Consider the following 22,340-nt stretch of genomic DNA (forward strand, 5'->3'; position numbering starts at 1 on the left):
GGAAGTGTTTTGATGGAAACAATCATAATTCAACAAGCAGAGATAGAAAAAGCCATTGAAGGAATAAAAGAGGGACAATTAGTAGCATTTCCTACTGAAACAGTTTACGGACTTGGGGCAGATGCAACGAATGAGTCAGCAGTTAAATCTGTTTATGCGGCTAAAGGCAGACCAAGTGATAATCCGTTAATTGTTCATGTGGCAAATAAAAATCAAGTAGCTCAGTTTGTGGAACAGATTCCTGAGAAAGCAGTGAAGTTAATAGAGCATTTTTGGCCAGGTCCTTTAACTTTAATTTTTAATTTAAAAGAAGAATCAGGTCTTTCAAGCACTGTAACTGGTGGTTTAAAAACAGCAGCATTTAGAATGCCAAATAATGAGTTAACTTTAAAATTAATAACAGAATCAGAGAAAGTCTTAGTTGGGCCAAGTGCTAATACATCCGGCTTACCAAGTCCAACAACAGCAGAACATGTTTATCATGATTTAGCTGGGAAAATATTTGGCATCTTAGATGGTGGTGCTTGTGAGGTTGGTTTAGAATCAACTGTTCTTGACATGTCAACAGACTCTACGCTGCCAACTATCTTAAGACCAGGAGCTGTGACTCAGAGTCAATTAGAAGCTGTTATTGGTGAGGTAGTTATTGACAGTCATTTAGTTAGTGAGTCAGAAAAACCAAAAGCACCAGGGATGAAATACAAGCACTATTCACCGAAAACTCCTGTCATAATGATTGATTATAAAACTAATAATTGGCAAGAGGCCATTAATGCTTATAAAAATGAGAATAAAAAAGTTGGTTTACTAGTTAATAAAGAACTATTAAGTAAGTTGAAACATTATGATGAAGTCTATTCTTTATCTGAAACAAGAGAAGTAAAAGAGGCTATGGCAAATCTTTTTGCTGGTTTAAGAGCGTTAGATAATGAAAACGTGGATATCATTTTTTCAGAAACATATCCTGAAAAAGACGAAGGTTTAGCTTACATGAATCGATTAAAGAAAGCATCTAGTGGAAAAAAATATTTAAATTAAGAAAAGTTATGATACAATGTATGTAATTTAGGAGAAAGAGTGGGATTGTCAATGGATTATAAACAGGCAGATGCTGTCCTTTGGGATGCAATAGAAAATGAAAAAAATCGTCAAGAGAATAATATTGAATTAATTGCCTCAGAAAACTTTGTTTCAGAAGCTGTTATGGCAGCTCAAGGAAGTGTATTAACAAATAAATATGCAGAAGGTTACCCAGGAAAACGTTACTATGGTGGATGTGAATTTGTAGATATCGTTGAGAATTTAGCAATTGAACGTGTCTGTGATTTATTTGATGCTAAATTTGCTAATGTTCAGCCTCACTCAGGCTCTCAAGCAAATACTGCTGCTTATATGGCTTTAGTCAACCCAGGCGATACAATTATGGGAATGGACTTAACCGCTGGTGGACATTTAACACATGGTTCACCAGTTAACTTTAGTGGTAAAACATATAATTTTGTTTCTTACGGAGTAGATCCAGTTACAGAAGTAATCGATTATGAAGTTGTTAAAATTTTGGCTAGAAAACATCAACCAAAATTAATTGTTGCGGGTGCTAGTGCTTATTCTCGCGAGATTGACTTTAAAAAATTCAGAGAAATTGCTGATAGTGTTGGAGCTAAGTTAATGGTGGATATGGCTCATATTGCAGGTCTTGTAGCAACAGGACTGCACCAAAATCCAATGGACTATGCAGATATTGTGACATCAACTACTCACAAAACATTAAGAGGTCCTCGTGGTGGTGTTATTTTAACAAATGATGCTGATTTAGCTAAAAAAATTAATAGTAATATTTTCCCTGGCATTCAAGGTGGCCCACTAGAGCATGTTATTGCTGCAAAAGCAGTTGCCTTTAGAGAAGCTTTATTACCAGAGTTTAAAGAATATAGTGAACAAGTAGTAGCTAATGCAAAAGCAATGGCACGTGTTATTAATCAAACAGTAGGTCCACGTTTAATTAGTGGTGACACTGATAATCATTTATTATTAATTGATGTCACTGATTTAGGATTAACAGGTAAACAAGCAGAAGCTATTTTAGATAGTGTTCATATTACTGTTAACAAAAATACGATTCCCTTTGAAAGTCGTAGTCCTTTTGAAACAAGTGGTATTAGAATTGGAACACCAGCTGTTACATCACGTGGTTTCAAAGAAGAAGACTGTCAAAAAATTGCTGAATTAATTATTGAATCTTTAGTTAATTTTGAAAGTGAAGAAGCTTTAGAAGCAATTCGCGGTGAGGTTGCTAATTTAATTGAGAAACATCCATTATATAAATAAAAAAATTAAGGTAATTGGCTAGTCAATTACCTTTTTTTCCGTTACAATAGATTGGAACAAAATTTAAAGGAGAATCATGATATGGGAAAATTTCAGGTTATTGATCATCCACTTATTCAACACAAATTAACAATCATTAGAGAGAAAAGTTGTGGAACGAAAGTATTTCGTGAAGTAGTTGATGAAATTGCTATGTTAATGGCATACGAAGTTTCAAGAGATATGCCTCTTGAAGACATCGAAATTGAAACACCAATGGGTAAAACTATCCAAAAAACATTAACAGGGAAAAAAGTTGCGATTGTCCCAATACTTCGTGCAGGAATTGGTATGGTAGACGGCATGTTAGAGTTAATTCCAGCTGCTAAAGTAGGACACGTTGGTTTGTATCGTGATGAAGAAACATTTGAACCAGTAGAGTATTTTGTTAAATTACCAGCAGATATCGCTGAACGTCAATTGTTTGTAGTAGATCCAATGTTAGCTACAGGTGGTTCTGCAATTATGGCTATTGATTTACTTAAAAAACGTGGGGCAACTAACATCAAATTTGTTTGTTTAGTAGCAGCACCAGAAGGAATCAAAGCACTTCAAGAAGCTCATCCAGATGTAGATATCTACACTGCTGGATTAGACGAAAAATTAAATGAACAAGGTTATATTGTACCAGGTCTTGGAGACGCTGGCGACCGTTTATTTGGAACTAAATAAACATAACTTTTGAATAAAAATAACTCCGATTATAGAGAGCAGTTAATCTATAATCGGAGTTTCTCTTGTCTTTAAAGGAGAGTGTAGAAAATGAAGACTAAAGAAAATAAATGGGATATTCCAGAAATTAAAGAAGAATATAAAATAGAAAATTTTAGACCGTTAACGATTAAGGAAAGACTTGAAATCTATTCAAGGCTCAATAAACAACAAAGAAATTTAATAGATGATCATAGAAAGTTTTTAATTCGGTCTGAATTTTTAAAAGATAGTTACTTGAAAGCATCTGATTGGGAATTTGTGGATTTAAAAATTGATGAAAAATACCCAGATATTCATAAAAAAGAACATATGCTATATTGTGAATGTGGTAGACGTTTGAAATATCAATACATTGTCAAATCAAAAGAAAAACAAACTCTAATGACTTTAGGTATTCAGCATTTTAAAGATCATTTAAATATACCGCAACAAGTGGCAACTGAAATTACTCAAAGATTAAACAATGTGGATTTTGCTCTAGATGAATTACTATGGTTAAAGCGATTAGGAATAGAGTTTCCAAAAGAGTTGTGGGAGAATTATGCCTTTTTTATTTATGCAAATCAATTCTCTAATTCACAATTAAGTTTAAACTTGAACTTAGCAAGACGGGTTTCTGATTTTAAAGAAGTTGATATGCCAATCTATATTTCTGATTATCAAGCTGTTTTAAAAGAAATTGAAAGACTTAAAAAAGGACAAGAAAAAATTAATCATGAATTGTTTAATCAAGATAATTTTCAGAAGTTTCAAAGCAGTTTACCTTCGATAATTAATCAAGAGACTCTTTTTAACCAAGCTAGTATTTGGTCCAGTGCTATTCAAAAGAGATTAAAAACTCATCCAGAAAAACCTCAATTACCTAAAAAATATTTTGAAGAACTGTTTTCGATTTTACAGTTAGATAGAGAAAAACGTGAAAAAGAACTTAATCTTTTTGCTAATAGAGGAATGGGAAAATGGATTCAAAAAGAAGTCTATGAACACTTATTAAATATGGTTAACGCATACGGTTTAGAAGAGGAGTTTTTAAATCAAATTCATCCCTTTATGCGAGAAGGATTAACTGGATTTTTATCTGAAAATAGGCTGCAAAAAGAAACAGAAGTTAATGAAAGTCTAAGAGAGATAGAAACTATTTTAAACACCTTAGATAAGACTGCTCAAGAGACTATTCTAAAAAAACTACAGGAAACTATTTTGTAAGAATCTTAACACTTCTTTTTGTAGCAGAATTTGATATACTAATTGAGAAAGAGAGTGTGTATAACGATGATATCGATTAAAGATTATTTAAAAGTAGGATCGACAGAAGTGTCTAATTTACTAATGACATACTATAAAAAAATCGGCATGAGTGATCGAGGCTTCTTATTTTATTTGCAATTATTAAGTTATAATCAAAAAGGAAACCCATTTCCTGATTTAAGTGTGATTTCAAATACTATGAGCACTCCAGTGGATGAGTTATTCCAAACCTTACAAGAATTAATAGATAAAGGTTTCTTAGTAATTGAGACAAGTACCAATAAACAAGGACAACAAGAAGACCGCTATGATTTAACTTTAATTTATGATAGAATAGCTAATTTCCTAGAACAGCAAGAGAAACAAGAAAAAGAAGTATCTAAAGAAAATGAAATAAGTCAGTTATATCAAACCTTTGAAACTGAATTTGGTAGACCTTTATCACCCATTGAATTTGAAACCATTCAAAGTTGGTTAACAATTGATCATTACTCAGTGGAATTAATTCAATTAGCTTTAAGAGAAGCAGTTTTAAATCAAGCTTATAGTTTGAAATACATTGACCGGATTTTACTGGCATGGGAGAGAAAGAACTTAACGTCTAAACAACAAATTCAAGAAGATCAAAGAAAAAGAACTGCTAAAATTGAAAGTAAGCAAGAAGTGGAATCTGATGAAGAGGAGTTGCCTCATATTCCAATGTTTAACTGGTTAAATCCTAGTCAAAAATAAGTAGGTGGAAAAATGTTATCAGGAAAAAGAACAGTAGAGGCTCTTAATAGGATGGAGCTAATGTACCCAGATGCTAAAGGAGAATTAAATCATGAAACACCTTTTCAATATTTAATTGCCGTTATTCTAAGTGCACAAGCAACAGACGTTTCTGTTAATAAAGTAACCCCAGGACTTTTTGCGAGTTATCCAACAGCAAAAGATTTAGCAAAAGCCTCATTAGAAGATGTGATGTCAAAAATTAGAACGATTGGACTTTACAAAAATAAAGCTAAAAACATCATCAAAACCTCTCAAATGTTGGTAGAGCTTTATGACGGTGAAATACCAGAAACAATTAAAGAGTTGGTTAAGCTACCAGGAGTAGGAATTAAAACAGCTAATGTGGTTGCAGGAGATATGTTTGGTGTTCCAGCAATAGCAGTTGATACTCACGTTGAAAGAGTGGCTAAACGGTTAAGAATTAGCAAACAATCAGCTAGTGTAAATGAAGTAGAGGAAGTATTAATGAAAAAGATACCAAGAGAAAGATGGGTTCAAGCTCATCATACTATTATTCTTTTTGGTAGATATCATTGTACAGCAAGATCACCTAAGTGTGATGCATGTCCGTTACTTGATTTATGTCTTGAAGGCCAAAGAAATATGAAGAAAAAAGAGAAGTAAGTTCAAATAAAGAACTTACTTCTCTTTTTAGTTATCCAGCAGGTTTTTCACTACCTTCAGGTGGTCCAGAACTGGAAGTAGGTGGATTAGTTCCTGTTGATGGAGTTGTTTCTGATGGAGTTGTTTCTGTTGGTGGTGTCACATCTGAACTAGTACTTGGTGGAACAGTCTCAGAGGTAGGAGGCGGAGTAACTGGTGTTGACTCCGATTCCTTAGGTGCCTCTGATGTGCTACTTTTAGAAGTAGTTGAACTTGTCTCTGTTGAACTACTTGAAACAGATTTAGACGTTTTTGTATTTTGACTACCAACAAAGTCTTTCAGGTAAACTTCTCGACCAGATCTGACAACATCATCAGGTTGCTTCCAATCTGTAGCTTCAAGGTTTTGATACAAGAAAGTCATGTAATTTCGATAAATATCCATAGCAAGTTGCTGAGAATAAAGTGGAATAGGTGTGAAGTAATCATCATAACCTGTCCAAACAGCAAATGAGTATTTAGGTGTATACCCAGCAAAAGTTATGTCAGGAACACCGTCTCCTTTAACTTTGTCCCAAGCATCATCAGCATAGTTAGAGGTACCAGTTTTCCCTGCTTGAATAACAGTAGGGATTTGGACTGGTGTAGCAGTCCCTTCGTTGATAACATCTTTTAGCATATCAGTAATGATATAAGCAGTAGACTCTTTCATTGCACGATCACCATTTGGTTCAAAGGTTTCTTCTGTGCCGTCTGAATAAACAATTTTACTAACATATGAAGGTTCATAATAAATACCACCATTAGCAAATGCTGCATAAGCTGCAGCTAACTGGTTAGGAGAACCTTGCATTGAAATCGCAGTCCCTTCATAAACTTCATTATCAAAGCCAAGTTTTTTAATAAATTCTTGTGATTTATCAGTTCCAACTTCATCTAAGGCTTTAAGAGCTGGAATATTACGAGAATCAATTAATGACTCTCTCATTGTTAATCGACCACGATACTGATGATCATAGTTATAAACAGGTTTACCATTAGATTTATAATTGTAAGGTTCATCAATATAAATTTCGCCAGAACCATAGTTTAAATTTTCAATAACAGGCGCATATGCCACTAAAGGTTTAGTAGTAGAGCCAAAATCTCGTTTATTTTCTACAGCTTTATTAAAGGAAAGTTGAGTATCTTCAGCAATATTTCGTCCACCAATTTGGGCTTTAACATGTCCTGTTTTAACGTCAATTAACGTTCCAGCTACTTGAAATTTGTCATCTGGAAAATCAATTGAAGAGCTGTCATTGTTAACTAAGTTATATAAATAAGTTTGAGATTCTAAGTCAATATTTGTATAAACATCTAAACCATCAGTATAAATGTTTTTATTTGTTTTCTTTTGGACTTCTGCAATAACTTCTTTGTAATAGTTATCTGTGACTCTTTGAATTGTTGAATCTTCTTTAAGAGCAACTAGTCCGTTATCAATTGGTTCTGCTACTGCTGCGTTGTAGTCAGCTTCAGATATTTTTTTATCTTTTAACATTTCTTTTAAAACCATATCACGGCGAGTTTTTGCATAGTCAGGATGAACATATGGATCATAGTCCATTGGTGATTGCGGCATCCCTGCAAGTAGTGCATATTGTGCTAATGTTAAATCATTAAAGTCTTTACCATAGAATGTTTCTGCTGCTGTTTTCATACCATACACACCATTCGACATAAATACACGGTTAATATAGTAAGTTAAAATCTCGTCTTTAGATTTTTTCTTTTCTAATTCAACTGAAAGCCAAGCCTCTTGTGCTTTTCTTTTAATGGTTTGGTCTTCTTGTTTGTGAGAGAAGTAAGACAGTTTAATCAATTGCTGAGTTAAAGTACTTCCACCTTGTCTGCTGTTACCCTTTAAGTTAGAAAGTGCAGCTCCAGCAATACGAATTGGGTCAACACCCATATGTTTTTCAAAACGTTTATCTTCAATAGAGATAATAGCGTCTTTTAAAGTAGGTGGTATTTCATTTGGAGCAATTGTTTCTCTCTTTTTCTCACCAAGAGTTAAAAAAGGATTTCCCTTTGCATCATAGAGAGTAGAAGATAAAGTATCCTCTAATTTAGCAAATTCTAGTTTTGGTGCATCTTTTACGTAATAGAAGAAAGTTGCTCCCCCAATAACTAAAGGAATACAAATTAAAGAAAGTAACACAATTAAAGTAATTAAAACTACTTTTCCTTTACTTCGTTTCTTTCTTCTGGGACTGCGTCCAGTTGGTTCATTTATCATGTGAGTAATCTCCTTTAAAAAAATGTTGATCTAATATCTGTAAATACGGAATTCTAGGTGCATATCCAGGTATTATCTCATAGCCATGCTCTTTAATATCTTTTAGTGGAATTGATTTTCTACCATTTTGACTTTGATTTTTCCAGTAGCTAATAACAAGCTGAGAAGGAACAAGAAAGTATTCCTTGTTAGATGAAAAAAATAATAAAACAAAAACAATTCCTTTTTGATTCAAACAGTTCTCCATATGGATGATTTGATGTTCATGAAAGTTACTTAAAGGAAATGAGGTTTTGTTTTTAGTTTCTTTTGCTTCAAAATCAATATAGCGTCCATTGTAGATACCATTGTAGTCAGTAGTGGAGGCTTCTTTAAAGTAGGCTTCTTTTATTACTGCAGCACTTCTTTTAGGATAATCCACTTTAACTATTTGAACAGGCGTTGGCTTTTTATGAATCACAGCAATATTTCTATCTAGGTAATATTGGTTAGTTTGATTAATTTCTGCTTCAAAAGACATGCCTCTGTTAGCAAAATCAATCGGTTTCTTTTTTTTATTAGGACCCTGATTAAAGGAAGTCCCATTCGGGTATTTTATCCTCAGAAATATCACACTCCTAGTCCGTATTATAGCAAAAGTTTAATTACAATGAAAAGGAAATAAACGAAAAGTTCATATATCTCTTAAATAATTGTATAAATTTTGAAAAAAGTTAATAAAGTAGTTGTGTTCTGTGCTAAAAATTATTATAGTATATAAGGATAGGATGACTTTCAATTTGATTTATTAAGAACAGTTAGATACAATTAAAACATTATGAAATGACGTATTGACCTAGACAGTAATTAAAGATGAGGTGTATGGATTGGCTAAACTAACATATTCAGCTAGAGATATTTTACAAAAAGAATTCAAAACAAAAGTAAGAGGCTATGATTCAATAGAGGTTGACGAGTTTTTAGACAACGTTATTAAAGATTATGAAGCATATAATCAAGAATTATTAGCTTTAAAAGAAGAAAATCATCGTTTGGTAAATAAAGTTGATCAATTAACTCAAAACCAAGCAACATTATCAAGAATGAAACAAGAAGCTCCCAAAACAACTGCAGTGACTAATTTTGACATTCTAAAAAGATTATCAAACTTAGAAAAAGAAGTTTTTGGAAGTAAATTAGATGATGACGCTCAAAACAGTAAAATTTCTGAGCATGCTAAAGCAACTTTAAACAATGCTGCTCAAAAAGTATTTGAGGATAATGATGATTTAGATGCGACAAAACGCTTCTAATTAATTGAAGAAGAGAATCTGTAGTTTTCGGATAATCGCAGTTAACTTTTATAGTTAGTTGAGGAAAGTCCATGCTCGCACAAACTGAGATGTTTGTAGTGTTCGTGCTTAATGAAACAATAAGTTAAGGTATTCTTCTTAGGAAGAGTAACGGCAGAAAAAACAGCTAAGGTGTAAACTATGCTGGAGTATTCTTGAAAGTGCCACAGTGACGAAGTAATTTTAGAAATAAAATTAGTGGAACGGGTAAACCCCTCGAGCGAGCAACCCAAACTTATGGTAGGGGCACCTTTTTCAGGGAATTGAACTTAGAAAAGGGACAGAGTATTCTGTAGACAGATGATTATCGTTAGTAGTTGTCCTGACAATTACTAATACAGAACATGGCTTATAGAAAACTACAGTTATCAGGATGCCTTCCTTTATTTGGAAGGCTTTTTTTTATAAAAAACGGATTAAATACATCATAAAAGGATGATAAAAATATGAAAGAATTTAAATTAGTAGCTACTGCTGCTAGTGGGATTGAAGCCCTTGTAGGAAAAGAACTACGTGACTTAGGGATTGAGTGCCAAGTTGAAAATGGTAAAGCAATTTTTAATGGAACGATTGAAACAATTGCTAAAACAAATCTTTGGTTACGAACAGCTGACAGAGTAAAAATTATTGTAGCTGAATTTGAAGCCAAAACTTTCGAAGATTTATTTGAACAAACCAAAGCGATTTGCTGGGAGGAATTATTACCAATGGATGCTGAGTTTCCAGTATCAGGTAAATCAATTAAGTCTACATTATTTAGTGTGTCAGACTGTCAAGCGATTACTAAAAAAGCTATTGTAAACCGATTAAGTGAATACTACTCAAGATATGGTCGTTTACCTGAATCAGGTGCTAAGTTTCCAATTGAAGTCGCTCTTTTAAAAGATAAAGTGACGATTACAATGGACACAACTGGTCCAAGTTTATTTAAACGTGGTTATCGTTTAGAAAAGGGTGGTGCTCCTTTAAAAGAAAACATGGCAGCTGCTATTATTACCTTAACCAATTGGAGAAAAGACCGTCCATTTTATGATCCAACATGTGGTTCAGGAACTTTTTGTATTGAAGCAGCATTAATTGGTCGTAATATGGCGCCTGGGTTTAACCGTGAGTTTATGTTCGAAGCATGGCCATGGGTGGATAAATCAGTTTTAGATAAAGTACGTGATGAAGCTGAAGCTCAGGTTGATTATGAAACAGAATTAGATATTTTAGGAACTGATATTGATCCTCGTATGATTGAAATTGCTAAAAGAAACGCAGAAGAAATTGGTTTAGGTGAAGATATTACTTTCAAACAAATGAATTTAAGTGACTTTACAACTGAAAAAGAGTATGGTGTGATTGTAGCCAATCCGCCTTACGGAGATAGATTAGGTGATGAAGCGCAAGTTCAAGCCCTTTATAAAGTAATGGGGAAAGTATATAAACCTCTAGATACTTGGAGTAAATATATTTTAACGAGTGATTTAAGCTTTGAATCTCATTATGGCAGCAAAGCTACGAAAAAACGTAAACTATATAATGGGGCAATCAGAACTGACTTGTTCCAATATTGGGGCAAACGCCCACCTAGAAAACCAAGAGTGGAGGAATAAATATGTCAAAAGAGCAAGAGTTTTTAGCTTATTTAAAAGAAATTGCGATGTTACAAGAAGCAGTAGGCTTAGCTGAGTGGGATTCTCAAACAGGAATGCCAGACGAAGGAGCAAGCTACCGCGCTGAGATGTCTAGTTATTTATCAGGAATGGCCTTTGATAAATCTACTAATGAAAAAATGAGTGGATTTATGACTTATTTTGAAGAAAATCCAGAAGAATTATCTGATTTTGGCAAAGAAGTTTATGCTAAAGCTAAAGAAAACTATGATTTAAATAATAATATTCCAGTGGATCGTTTCCAAGCATTTATGAAATTAACATCAAATGCTCATAGTATTTGGGTAAAATCTCGTGAAGCAAAAGATTACGGGATTTTTAAAGAGACTTTAGAAGAAATTATTTCAATGACAAAAGAATTTATTCCTTTATGGAAAAAAGAAGAAAAAACACCTTATGATGTTCTTTTAAATCAATATGAGCCAGGTATGACAACTGAAATTTTAGATAGTGTTTTTGCTCAAGTTAAAGATGGAATCATGGAAATCAGAAAAGAAATCGAAGAAAAAGGAACTGCCCCTCAAACAGATTTCCTTAAATTACCAGTGTCAAAAGAAATTCAAAAAGAATTTGTGACTCAAGTGATTGAACAACTAGGTTATGACTTTAATAAAGGTCGTTTAGATGATACAGTGCATCCATTTATGCTTAACTTAAATAGAAATGATGCTCGTATTACAACTCGTTGGGATGAAACAGACTTTGCCATGGCAACATTTGGTGTTATTCATGAAGCCGGACACGGTATGTATGAACAAAACGTAGATGCTAAATTTGATTACACGCCACTTGCTGGTGGGACATCAATGGGAATCCATGAATCTCAATCTTTATTTAATGAAATTATTGTTGGTGGTAGTAAAGCTTTCTGGAGTAAACAATACCCATTATTACAATCATTAACAGGAGATACATTTAAAGGGATTGATAATGAAACCTTCTATAACGGATTAAAAGAAACAAAACCAAGTCTAGTTCGTATTGAGTCAGACTCACTAACGTATCCATTACATATCATTATCCGTTATGAAATTGAAAAAATGATTTTTAATGAGGATATTAATTTAGAAGACTTATCAACTATTTGGAATGACAAATACGAAGAGTATTTAGGTGTTAGACCAGAAAATGATTTAGAAGGTATTCTACAAGATGTTCATTGGTCGGGAGGAAGCTTTGGTTACTTCCCATCTTACGCATTAGGTTATATGTATGCGGCACAACTTTATCATGCCATGAATAAAGAGATGGATGTCGAAGAAATTTTAGCATCGGATGATTACTCACCAATATTAAATTGGTCTACAAAACATATTCATCAATATGGTAGCTCAAGAAAACCAAATCAATTGATTATGGACGCAACAGGTGAAAACTTAAATCCTCAATATTTAATTGATTACATGAAAGATTTATATTATAAAGTTTATAAAATCGCATAATTTAAAATAGAAGCTAATCTGAAAAAGGTTAGCTTCTATTTATTTGTCACAAAGAATAGTTGAAGTCCTTGTGAATCAACGGTAAAATGAACCAAGTACATATAAAAAACAAGAGGAATAATAAATGAAAAAAATAACTAGTAAAAACTTTAGAATAAGTAATGTCCAATTAATTGTCATTATTTTTCTTGGCATCATTTTTTTAGGATCCATTTTATTATGGTTACCCTTTAGTCATCAAAAAGGACAAAGTCTACCTTACATAGACGCTTTATTTGTAGCAACATCAGCGGTTTGTGTAACAGGTCTAACACCAATCAATATTTCAGAAGTTCTAAATCCAATTGGCCACACCATTATGATGCTTTTAATTGAAGTCGGAGGACTAGGCTTCATGTCTGTCTTACTCATATTAGCTTTAATGTTTAAAAAGCGTGTGTCTATCCAATCAAGATTATTAATTAAAGACACGTTGAATCTAGATAATTTAGGTGGCTCAGTTAAGTTACTCAAATTTGTAGTTAAATTTTCTTTAACGATTCAATTAATAGGAGCGCTTTTACTTGCTACAGAATTCATTCCGTCATATGGCTTAAAGAAAGGAATTTTCTTTAGTGTTTTCCATTCGATTTCAGCTTTTTGTAATGCTGGTTTTGATTTGTTTGGCAATAGTTTAATGAGCTATACAGATAATGGCTTTATTTTAGTTGTGATTGCGTTATTAATTCTTTCAGGGGGATTTGGTTTTATTGTGTGGTATGACTTAATTCATTACAGTAAGCACAGAAAATTATCTCTGCATACAAAAATAGCTCTAACAGTGTCCTTATCGCTTGTAGTTTTAGGAACAGTTATCTTTTTCTTAACTGATAATAATCAATCAAGTCCAATTCTAAATCAACTAGCCAATAGCTTCTTTTTAAGTATCACGCCTAGAACTGCTGGTTTTGCTTCATTAGACTACGGCACAATGAGTTATGCAGGCATTATTTTAACGATTGTATTAATGTTTATTGGGGGAACTTCTGGTTCAACTGCTGGTGGGATTAAAACAACCACACTAGGGGTTCTTATGATTCAGCTTTTTAGTTTACTCAAAGGAAGAGAAGCAGCAGAAGGATTCGGTCGCCAAATTCCGTTAAAAACAGTGATGAAAGCATTTATGTTTGCTTTTTTTGCTATGTTAATTTGTTTAGTTAGCTCAGTTATTTTAGCAATGACTGAAACAATTCCTCTACAATCTGGAATAGAGTATGTCTTATTTGAAGTCGTATCAGCCTTTGCTACAGTAGGACTAACAATGGGCTTAACACCAGATTTAACAGTCTTTGGAAAACTCTTAATTATGAGTTTGATGTTTATCGGGCGCGTAGGACTCTATACAGTTGTTTTTGCATTACTTAGACGTAATAATGCTAAACAACATAAATTTAATTATGCCTCTGAGAATGTTTACGTAGGATAAAGTAAAAGCTTAAAAAATCGGAGAATATATATTATAATATAGATAGATGGAATGAAGGAGAGATTTGTATGATTAATGAAGAACAGTTAAAATTAATGTCGGAAAAACCTGGATTTGTCGCAGCACTGGATCAAAGTCTAAGTAGTACACCAGCTGCCCTTAGAGCATATGGTATTCCAGATGATACGTATCATACAAAAGAAGAAATGCTTGATTTAATTCATGACATGCGCAGTAGAATTATTATTAGCGGAGATTTTTCTTCAGAACATATTATTGGAACAATTTTATTTGTTGATACAATTGAAAGAAAAATAAGTGGACAGTTTATTGGAGAGTATTTGTGGAATGAAAAAGGGATACTATCATTCTTAAAAATTGATGACGGTCTAGATGTATTAGGTAGTGGTGTCCAACTATTAAAACCAATCGCAGATTTTGAAGAAAAAATAGCTGAAGCCAAAGCACATCATTTATTTGGAACAAAGATGCGCTCTCTTATTTTAAGTCCTAATGAAGAGGGAATTAAGGATGTCATTCGACAACAGTTTGATATTGCAAAAATTATTTTAGAGCATGGTTTAGTCCCAATACTTGAAATGGAAGTTGATATCCATAGTATGGAAAAAGCTAAATCTGAAGAAATATTAAAAAGAGAGTTATTAGAAGAATTAAATAAATTAGACCCTAATGCAAAAGTTATTCTAGAATTTTCATTGCCAAATGTTCCAGATTTTTATAAAGAAGTGGTAGAGCATCCAAATGTGGTTCGTGTTTTAGCAGCTTCAAGTGGTTATAAAAAAACAGAAGCAGATAAAAAATTAAGTCAAAATCATGGGATGATTGCAAGTTTTTCTAGAGCGTTAGAAGAAGGATTAATGTATCAAGAAACTGATTTCGAATTTGACATGATTTTAAAAGAAAGTATTCAAGCGATTTTTGATGCCTCGATCAAGTAACAGGTAAATCTGATTTTCATAAGTTAGGTTTACAAAATAAAAAAGAAAAGGTGAACCTCTTTTATGAAAAATAAAAAGATTTTATATCAGGAAGTTTCTGATTCCATAAAAAAAGATATTATTGAAGGGAAATACCCTTTAAATACCTATGTACCAACTGAAATAGAATTAGAAAAAATGTTTGATGTTAGTAAAATTACTGTCAGAAAAGCTATTCAGATTCTTTGTAATGAGGGCTATTTAGTTAAACAAAGTGGAAAAGGAACTGAAGTTATTAGCAATAGACCCTTTAACATTTTATCTAAAGCCAGCTCATTTACAACGGTTTTAGAAAAACAAGGAAATGTTGTGACAAAATCAATTCTATCAGTTGAAGAAACTGACTTAGTAACAGATATGACGTTTAAACATGATCGTGTTATAGAAATAACAAGGCTTTTTGAAATTAAAGAAGAGCCTGCAATTTTCTTTAAACATTATATTTCCGTTCCTAAAAATAGTGATTTAAACAGTATCCAAACAGAAAATTTTTCTCTTTACGCATTTATGGCTTCTATAGGGACACAAATTTCTTATATCGATGATCAATTTTCTGCAGTAGAGGCTACAGAGGAAGTCAAAAACAGATTAGAGTTATCAAAAGAATTTGTTTTAAAACGAGTTAGACAATCTTTCGATAAAGATAACCAGTTAGTTGAGTATACAGTTGCCTTTTATGATTCAGATAAACAACCTTATATCATTGATTACGAAGTTTAAAGAAGAGTGAAAATTCTTCTTTACTTTTAAAGATTATAACGTTATAATCTTGAGTGAGAAAGGGGTTTATAAAAAATGAATAAATTAGTTAGTTTTTTAGAAGAGAAAGTTTCTCCAGTAGCTGGAAGAATCGGTTCTCAAAGACACATGGTAGCTATTAGAAAAGGGATAATTGCTACTTTACCATTAACAATTGTTGGATCGTTTTTTACTATTTTATTAAATATTCCAATTGATTCGGTTGCAGCTAAAATGGCACCGTATCTACCAATTTTAGATATACCTTTTAGATTTACAGTAGGAATTTTAGCTTTATATGCAACATTTGGGATTGCTTATTCTTTAGCTGAAAGTTACAAGCTAGATGGTTTAACAAGTGGGATGTTAGCAACAATGGCATTTATTATTACATCTGTTCAACCAGTTAGAGTAATGGAAGATGTGGATAATGTGATTACAGCTGGAAGATGGATGAATATCGCTAATCTTAGTTCAGCTTCATTATTCGGATCAATTGTAACAGCCATTTTATCAGTAGAAATTTACCGCTTTATGAAAGAGAAGAAAATTACAGTTAAGATGCCAGAAGGTGTACCTCCTGAAGTCTCAAACTCTTTCATCGCCTTATTCCCAGCTGCTGTCATTATTTTGTTCTTCTGGGGAGTTAAGTATTTATTACACTTTGATATTAACACTGTTTTAAGTAATCTATTAATGCCGATGAAAGGTATTTTAGCAGGAAATAGCCTGTTTGGTGGATTATTAACTGTATTTTTAATTACATTTTTCTGGGTATTAGGTATTCATGGACCAGCTATTATGGGACCAGTTATCCGTCCATTCTGGGATATTTCAATTGCTGAGAATGCTGATGCTTTTGCAAACGGTGTAGCAGCAACTAATTTACCAAATATATTTACAGAACAATTTTTACAATGGTTTGTATGGATTGGTGGAGCAGGTGGAACACTAGCATTAGTTGTTTTATTCTTAACTTCTAAATCATCTTACCTAAAAAGTTTAGGAAAATTATCTTTCCTACCTGGTTTATTTAATATTAACGAACCAATCATTTTTGGTGCTCCAATTGTAATGAATCCAATTTTAGGAATTCCATTTATTTTAGCGCCAATGGTAACAACAACTCTATCTTACTTCTTAACAATTACAGATGTTGTACCTATGATGGCTCTTAGGTTGCCATTCTCAATGATTTCACCAATTGCTGCTTGGATGAGTACAGATTGGAGTATTATGGCGGGAGTCTTAGTTGTGATTAACTTTGTTATTACATTGGTAATTTATTACCCATTCTTCAAAGTTTTCGAAAAACAACAAATGGAAAAAGAATTAAACCAATAATTTTAGGAGGTGGAAAAGGTGAGTAATGGGAAAAGTTACTTGCCTTTTGGCGTATGACATATTTAGTAGCAATTGTAGCATTCATCACCTTTTTTGGCTCTCAAATTTTGATAGAAAAAAAGAAAATACCAAAAATTTTACAAGAACAGAAATTATTAGGGATTATTTTAATTAGTATTCTAGGAATAAGTGTTAGCTTAATTTTGGCAGTTTTAACTAAGATTGTCTTAATACCAGTTGTGATAACGTTATTTTTTGCATCAGTAATTTCATGGAAGTACAGAGAAAAATTTAAGGAAATGGAAAGTGGGAAAGAACATGTTTAGACGTTTAGGAGTTTCAATTTATCCAGATCATAGTGATTTTGACCAAGATGTAGCTTATTTAGAAAAAGCAAAAGGACATGGATTTGAGCGTGTGTTTATGTCAATGCTTGAAGTCTCAGAAGGAAAAGAAGTTGTTTTTAATAAATTTTTCAAAATTATTAAAGAAGCAAAAATCAGAAATTTTGAAGTTATTTTAGATATTGCTCCAGTCATTTTTGATCAACTTGACATTTCATATGATGATTTAACCTTTTTCCATGAGCTAGGAGCAGATGGTTTAAGACTTGATTTAGGTTTTGATGGTAACAAAGAAGCCTTATTATCATACAATCCTTTTGGCTTAATTATTGAATTAAATATGAGTAATGATGTTGCTTATTTAAATAATATATTAACTTATGAAGCGAATAAACCATTTATTTATGGCTGTCATAATTTTTATCCTCAAGATGGAAGTGCTTTGCCATTAGACTTCTTTAATAGTTGTTCAACACGTTTTAAAAAAGAAGGCATTAGAACAGCTGCTTTTGTAACGTCTCAAACAGCAAACTACGGACCTTGGGATATTAATGATGGCTTACCTACTCTAGAGATGCATCGTTATTTACCTGTTGAAACACAAGCAAAACACTTATTTGCTACAGGATTAATTGATGATGTGATTATTGGAAATGCCTATGCATCTGATGCGGAACTTAAAGCCTTAGGTGAAGTAAATAAATATCAAGTATCATTTAATATTGATTTAGTAGATAATATAAATGAAGTTGAGAAACGTAATGTATTAGAGAATCAACACGTTAGACGTGGGGATATTACAGAGAGAATGATTAGGTCAACAGAAGTACGTAAAAAATATAAAGAAGTCAATAAAGCGCATGACAATGAAATCACTTTTTATCCAGGTGACGTTGTGATTGGAAATGAAAATTTTGGTAAATATCAAAATGAACTCCAAATTGTTTTACAAGAACATACAGATAACCGTAAAAACTTAGTTGGTAAAATTAGTTCTGAAGAATTGATTTTACTTGATTATGTTAAACCATGGAGCAAATTTTCATTTCAAGTAAAGTAGGGAGGTTAAGTTATCATGTTAGATTTAAAAATAATTAATGGAAAATCAGTAGCAAATGAACCTCTTGAAATTGGAATAAAAAATAGCAAAATTGTAGAAGTTGGTCAAGAAGTTTTAAGTACAGCAAAAGAAATATTAGATGTTAAGGGACAATTTATTTCAGCTGGTTGGATTGATTCCCATGTTCATTGTTATGAGAAAATGAATCTTTATTATGATTATCCTGATGAAATTGGTGTTAAAACAGGTGTGACATCTGTGATTGATGCAGGTTCATCTGGAGAACATAATATTACTGAATTTTATGAGTTAGCTAAAAAGGCTAAAACAAATATTTTTGCTTTAATGAATATTTCAAAGTTTGGAATTGTTGAGCAAGATGAATTAGCTGATTTAGAAAAAATTAACGAAGCAAATAATATTGCTCGTATTAATGAGCTGTCAGATTTTATTATAGGTATTAAAGCTCGTATGAGTAAAACTGTAGTTGGTGAGAATAATATTATTCCACTAGAGATGGCTAAAAAACTACAAAGTAAATTTGAGCGTTTACCTTTAATGGTTCACATTGGTTCTGCCCCACCAAAACTTGATGAAATACTTGAAAGATTAGATTCAGGAGATATTGTGACTCATTGCTACAATGGAAAATTAAATGGTATTTTAGATGAATCTGGTAATGTTAAAGACTTTGTTTGGGATGCCTATAACAGAGGAATCATATTTGATATTGGTCATGGAACAGATAGTTTTAATTTTAATGTTGCTAAAGAAGCAGTTAAAGAAGGTTTGTTCTGCCAAACAATTAGTACAGACATTTATCATCGAAACCGTGAAAGTGGACCTGTTTATGATTTATCAACGACTCTTGAAAAAATGTTAAGCTTAGGCTTTACTTTAGAAAAAGTGATAGAAATGGTGACAACAAATCCAGCAGAGGTTTTTAATTTAACGACTAAAGGTAAATTAGAAGTAGGAATGGACGCAGATTTAACTATTTTTTCAGTTGAAAATAGAACAAAAACGTTAATTGATTCAAATCAAAATGAATTAACAGTTGCTGAAATTTTAAATCCAACAAGTTGTGTTGTTGCTGGAAATGTGTATCAAGTAGGAGGCACTCATGGAAGTTTATGAAAAATACGGCTTAAATAAAGTTATTAATGCGAGTGGAAAAATGACTATTTTAGGTGTTTCAAAAGTTAGACCATCTGTTTTTGAAGCACAACAAATTGGTGGCGAAAATTTTTTTGAAATGTCAGATTTACTTGAAAAAACTGGCGATTATTTGGCTAAATTATTAAAATCTGAATCAGCAACTATTACGTCATCAGCTAGTGCTGGAATTGCGTTATCAGTAGCTGCGCTTATTGGTCAAGGGGATGAGTATCATTTATATCATCCTTATACGGATCGAATGACTAAACGAGATATTATCATGCCTAAAGGACATAATGTTAACTATGGAACTGGTGTTGACGTTATGGTAGAACAAGGTGGTGGTAAGGTTATTGAGGCAGGATTTGCTAATGAATGTACACCTAAACAAATTGAAATTGAAATAACTGAAAAAACAGCAGCTTTACTTTACATTAAGAGTCATCATACCGTTCAAAAAAGTATGCTCTCTATTGAAGAGATGGTAGCTATTGCTAAAAAATATGATTTGCCTTTAATTATTGATGCAGCTGCTGAAGAGGATTTGTTTAAATACATTGAAGCAGGTGCAGATTTAGTAGTTTATAGTGGTGGTAAGGCCATTGAAGGACCATCTTCAGGCCTAGTTGTAGGAAAAAAAGAATATATTAGATGGATTCAACTTCAAAATAAAGGTTTAGGCCGTTCGATGAAAGTTGGAAAAGATAATATTTTAGGTTTAGTAGCTGCTATTGAGAGTTATCTTTCAGATGGTTCTGAATCAGGAGATTCCATGAAGGAAAGATTAGCACCTTTTGTTAGTCAGTTAAACAAAATAAATGGTTTAACTTCTCAAGTTGTTCAAGATCCTGCTGGAAGAGATATATTCCGAGCTGAAATTAAAATTGACCACAAAGAAAAAACAGCATTAGAAGTTGTTAAAGACTTAAAAGTAGGTCCTTTAGCTATTTATACAAGAGATTATCAAGCAAACAATGGCAAAATTGAATTTGATATTAGACAAGTAACAACTGATGAAATGAATGAAATTGTAAAAAAATTAATGATTATTTTAGGAGAAGATTAATATGAAAAAAACACCTAATTTTTACCAAGACAGAATTTGTTTAAATGTTTTAGCTAACTCAGTAGAAAATGCAAAAGCTTGTTATGACGCTGCAGAAGGTAATATTGTTTTAGGGGTATTATCAAAAAATTATGAAACAGATGAAGCGGCTATTGAAGATATGAAAAAATACCAAGAAGCAACAGATAATGCACTTTCTGTTGGTTTAGGTGCAGGAGACCCTAACCAAAGTCAAATGGTTATCCGCCTGTCTGAAGTTTTACAACCACAACACGTCAACCAAGTCTTTACTGGTGTTGGTGGGACTCGTTCAACTTTAAAACAAGAGGAAACATTTGTGAATGCTTTAATTTCTCCAACTGGAAAAGTTGGTCTAGTTAATATTGCAACAGGTCCATTAAGCTCTAAACGTGAAGCAGGAGAAGTAAGTATTGAAACTGCTATTATGATGTTAAAAGATATGGGAGCTTCATCAGTTAAATTCTTCTCAATGGATGGATTAAAACATATTGAAGAGTACCGTGAATTAGCAAAAAAATGTGCTGAATTAGGCTTTGCTTTAGAGCCAACTGGTGGCATTGATTTAGAAAACTTTGAAGAAATTGTTCAAATCGCAGTTGATGCTGGCGTTAAAAAAATTATCCCTCATGTGTATAGTTCTATTATTGATTCAGAAACAGGAGATACTCGTCCAGAAGATGTTAAAGTATTGTATAATACAATTAAGAAAATTTTAGACAAGTAGGGATATTATGAAGATTTTAGCTATTGGAGAAGTGATGATGCGCTTAACACCTCCAAACTATAAATTGATTGAGCAAACGACAACAGTTGACTTATCTTTTTCTGGTACTGGCTTAAATATTTTAAGTGGGCTGTCTAGAAACAATGCTCAAACTAGTTTATTAACAGGTTTACCTAATAATGCAGTAGGTAAAGCAGCTGCTTCTTTTATTAGAAAATTAGGTGTTAATGATCAGTGGCTTCATTTTTCTGGTAATCATATTGGTACTTACTTTTTAGAACTTGGTTATGGAAATCGAGCTTCCCAGGTAACTTACTTAAACCGTGAAGCTAGTTCCTTTTGCCAGGAGGAAATACCAAGAGAGTTACTCAGAGAAAGTATTTTAAATCATGATTTAATTCATGTTTGTGGCATTGCTTTAAGTACATCGAGTGTGTCAAGAGAATTAATGTTAGAAACTGTTAAAATCGCTAGTGAATTAAATAAAAAGATTATTTTTGATTTTAATTACCGCCCGAGTTTAAATCAAGACACAGATCACAACAGACTTTTAAATGATTATAAATATATTTTAAGTCATTCCTTTATGGTATTTGGAAGTCCACGTGATATTAGTAATGTTTTTGAGTTAGATAATCAAACTAGTGAGGAATTAGTAGCTGAATTATTTGAAGAATTTCCAAGTATTGAATGGTTTTCAGGCACTGTTAGAGGCGAAAATGACACGTTACAAGGAGTTATTTATCAAAAAGATACTAAGGTGATAAGCCAAGTCAAAGAATTAACTATCTATGACAGAATTGGTACAGGAGATGCCTATGCTGCAGGTATTTTACTTGGTTTCATAAATAACTGGACCTTGCAAGATACAGTGGAATTTGCTATAAGTTGTGCTGAGTTATCTCATACAACCTTTGGGGATAGTCCCGTATTAGATGAATCTTTTGTACGTTTATATATGAAAGATCCTTTTGCAAAGGTATATCGTTAAATTTTAAAGCAAT

At 32.6% G+C, this 22,340-nt stretch carries 21 protein-coding genes and 1 other RNA gene; 20 read left to right on the plus strand and 2 right to left on the minus strand.

All coding sequences use genetic code 11. From position 1 onward, the window contains the following. Positions 1 to 12 precede the first annotated feature (12 nt). The 6 genes from DFR54_RS11170 (at position 13) to nth (ending at position 5,727) form a co-directional block, all read left to right on the plus strand. Positions 13 to 1,038 (plus strand): L-threonylcarbamoyladenylate synthase, encoded by a 1,026-nt coding sequence (locus DFR54_RS11170; protein WP_114290294.1) that lies wholly within the window; start codon positions 13 to 15, stop codon positions 1,036 to 1,038. A gap of 51 nt (positions 1,039 to 1,089) precedes the next feature. Further along, positions 1,090 to 2,328: a serine hydroxymethyltransferase gene (glyA, locus tag DFR54_RS11175; protein ID WP_114290295.1), complete on the plus strand. Its 1,239-nt coding sequence runs from the start codon at positions 1,090 to 1,092 to the stop codon at positions 2,326 to 2,328. An 81-nt stretch (positions 2,329 to 2,409) separates the two neighbouring features. Continuing rightward, a complete protein-coding gene (gene upp, locus DFR54_RS11180) occupies positions 2,410 to 3,039 on the plus strand; it encodes a uracil phosphoribosyltransferase (protein WP_086342517.1) in 630 nt (209 codons plus the stop codon). Positions 3,040 to 3,129: 90 nt separating this feature from the next. Then, the gene (locus DFR54_RS11185; protein WP_114290296.1) at positions 3,130 to 4,287 is read left to right on the plus strand and encodes a hypothetical protein; all 1,158 of its coding nucleotides are present in this window, start codon (positions 3,130 to 3,132) and stop codon (positions 4,285 to 4,287) included. A gap of 66 nt (positions 4,288 to 4,353) precedes the next feature. Then, entirely contained in the window at positions 4,354 to 5,061 is a 708-nt protein-coding gene (locus DFR54_RS11190) for a DnaD domain-containing protein (protein ID WP_114290297.1), read from the plus strand. 12 nt (positions 5,062 to 5,073) lie between these two features. After that, a complete protein-coding gene (gene nth, locus DFR54_RS11195; protein ID WP_114290298.1) occupies positions 5,074 to 5,727 on the plus strand; it encodes an endonuclease III in 654 nt (217 codons plus the stop codon). 31 nt (positions 5,728 to 5,758) lie between these two features. Here the strand turns inward: nth and DFR54_RS11200 are convergent, their stop codons facing one another. Together DFR54_RS11200 and recU are read right to left on the minus strand one after the other, a co-directional pair. Beyond that, positions 5,759 to 7,987, minus strand: a complete 2,229-nt coding sequence (locus DFR54_RS11200) for a PBP1A family penicillin-binding protein (protein ID WP_114290299.1) — start codon at positions 7,985 to 7,987, stop codon at positions 5,759 to 5,761. Next, positions 7,977 to 8,591 (minus strand): Holliday junction resolvase RecU, encoded by a 615-nt coding sequence (recU, locus tag DFR54_RS11205; RefSeq protein WP_126809094.1) that lies wholly within the window; start codon positions 8,589 to 8,591, stop codon positions 7,977 to 7,979. The genes DFR54_RS11200 and recU overlap by 11 nt, the downstream gene beginning before the upstream one ends. A 262-nt stretch (positions 8,592 to 8,853) precedes the next feature. Between recU and gpsB the strand changes: the two genes are divergently transcribed. The 14 genes from gpsB (at position 8,854) to DFR54_RS11275 (ending at position 22,327) form a co-directional block, all read left to right on the plus strand. Continuing rightward, entirely contained in the window at positions 8,854 to 9,279 is a 426-nt protein-coding gene (gene gpsB / locus DFR54_RS11210; protein WP_086342523.1) for a cell division regulator GpsB, read from the plus strand. A gap of 23 nt (positions 9,280 to 9,302) precedes the next feature. Continuing rightward, positions 9,303 to 9,675, plus strand: an RNA gene (rnpB, locus tag DFR54_RS11215) — RNase P RNA component class B. 89 nt (positions 9,676 to 9,764) lie between these two features. Then, positions 9,765 to 10,916, plus strand: coding sequence for a THUMP domain-containing class I SAM-dependent RNA methyltransferase (locus tag DFR54_RS11220; RefSeq protein WP_114290301.1), 1,152 nt, complete (start codon positions 9,765 to 9,767; stop codon positions 10,914 to 10,916). Positions 10,917 to 10,918: 2 nt separating this feature from the next. Beyond that, positions 10,919 to 12,418, plus strand: a complete 1,500-nt coding sequence (locus DFR54_RS11225; protein ID WP_114290302.1) for a carboxypeptidase M32 — start codon at positions 10,919 to 10,921, stop codon at positions 12,416 to 12,418. A gap of 124 nt (positions 12,419 to 12,542) precedes the next feature. Next, positions 12,543 to 13,883 carry a TrkH family potassium uptake protein gene (locus DFR54_RS11230; protein WP_114290303.1) on the plus strand — a complete coding sequence of 447 codons (1,341 nt, stop codon included), beginning with the start codon at positions 12,543 to 12,545 and terminating at the stop codon, positions 13,881 to 13,883. A 68-nt stretch (positions 13,884 to 13,951) separates the two neighbouring features. Beyond that, positions 13,952 to 14,842: a beta/alpha barrel domain-containing protein gene (locus DFR54_RS11235; protein WP_114290304.1), complete on the plus strand. Its 891-nt coding sequence runs from the start codon at positions 13,952 to 13,954 to the stop codon at positions 14,840 to 14,842. Between the two features lie 63 nt (positions 14,843 to 14,905). Next, on the plus strand, positions 14,906 to 15,601 hold the full coding sequence (locus tag DFR54_RS11240) for a GntR family transcriptional regulator (protein ID WP_086342528.1): 696 nt from the start codon (positions 14,906 to 14,908) through the stop codon (positions 15,599 to 15,601). A 75-nt stretch (positions 15,602 to 15,676) separates the two neighbouring features. After that, entirely contained in the window at positions 15,677 to 16,963 is a 1,287-nt protein-coding gene (locus DFR54_RS11245) for a PTS sugar transporter subunit IIC (protein WP_114290305.1), read from the plus strand. Between the two features lie 53 nt (positions 16,964 to 17,016). Then, positions 17,017 to 17,289, plus strand: a complete 273-nt coding sequence (locus tag DFR54_RS11250; RefSeq protein ID WP_114290306.1) for a hypothetical protein — start codon at positions 17,017 to 17,019, stop codon at positions 17,287 to 17,289. Beyond that, positions 17,282 to 18,367, plus strand: a complete 1,086-nt coding sequence (locus DFR54_RS11255) for a DUF871 domain-containing protein (RefSeq protein ID WP_086342531.1) — start codon at positions 17,282 to 17,284, stop codon at positions 18,365 to 18,367. Before DFR54_RS11250 ends, DFR54_RS11255 begins: the two co-directional genes overlap by 8 nt. Before the next feature lie 15 nt (positions 18,368 to 18,382). Beyond that, positions 18,383 to 19,504, plus strand: a complete 1,122-nt coding sequence (locus tag DFR54_RS11260; protein ID WP_114290307.1) for an amidohydrolase/deacetylase family metallohydrolase — start codon at positions 18,383 to 18,385, stop codon at positions 19,502 to 19,504. Further along, complete coding sequence (locus tag DFR54_RS11265; RefSeq protein WP_114290308.1) at positions 19,491 to 20,591, plus strand: DgaE family pyridoxal phosphate-dependent ammonia lyase; 1,101 nt, start codon at positions 19,491 to 19,493, stop codon at positions 20,589 to 20,591. Before DFR54_RS11260 ends, DFR54_RS11265 begins: the two co-directional genes overlap by 14 nt. A 1-nt stretch (position 20,592) precedes the next feature. Then, positions 20,593 to 21,336, plus strand: a complete 744-nt coding sequence (dagF, locus tag DFR54_RS11270) for a 2-dehydro-3-deoxy-phosphogluconate aldolase (protein ID WP_114290309.1) — start codon at positions 20,593 to 20,595, stop codon at positions 21,334 to 21,336. Between the two features lie 7 nt (positions 21,337 to 21,343). After that, positions 21,344 to 22,327, plus strand: a complete 984-nt coding sequence (locus tag DFR54_RS11275) for a sugar kinase (RefSeq protein WP_114290310.1) — start codon at positions 21,344 to 21,346, stop codon at positions 22,325 to 22,327. Positions 22,328 to 22,340 lie beyond the last annotated feature (13 nt).

Source organism: Vagococcus fluvialis (assembly GCF_003337315.1).
Taxonomy (GTDB): Bacteria; Bacillota; Bacilli; order Lactobacillales; family Vagococcaceae; genus Vagococcus; species Vagococcus fluvialis.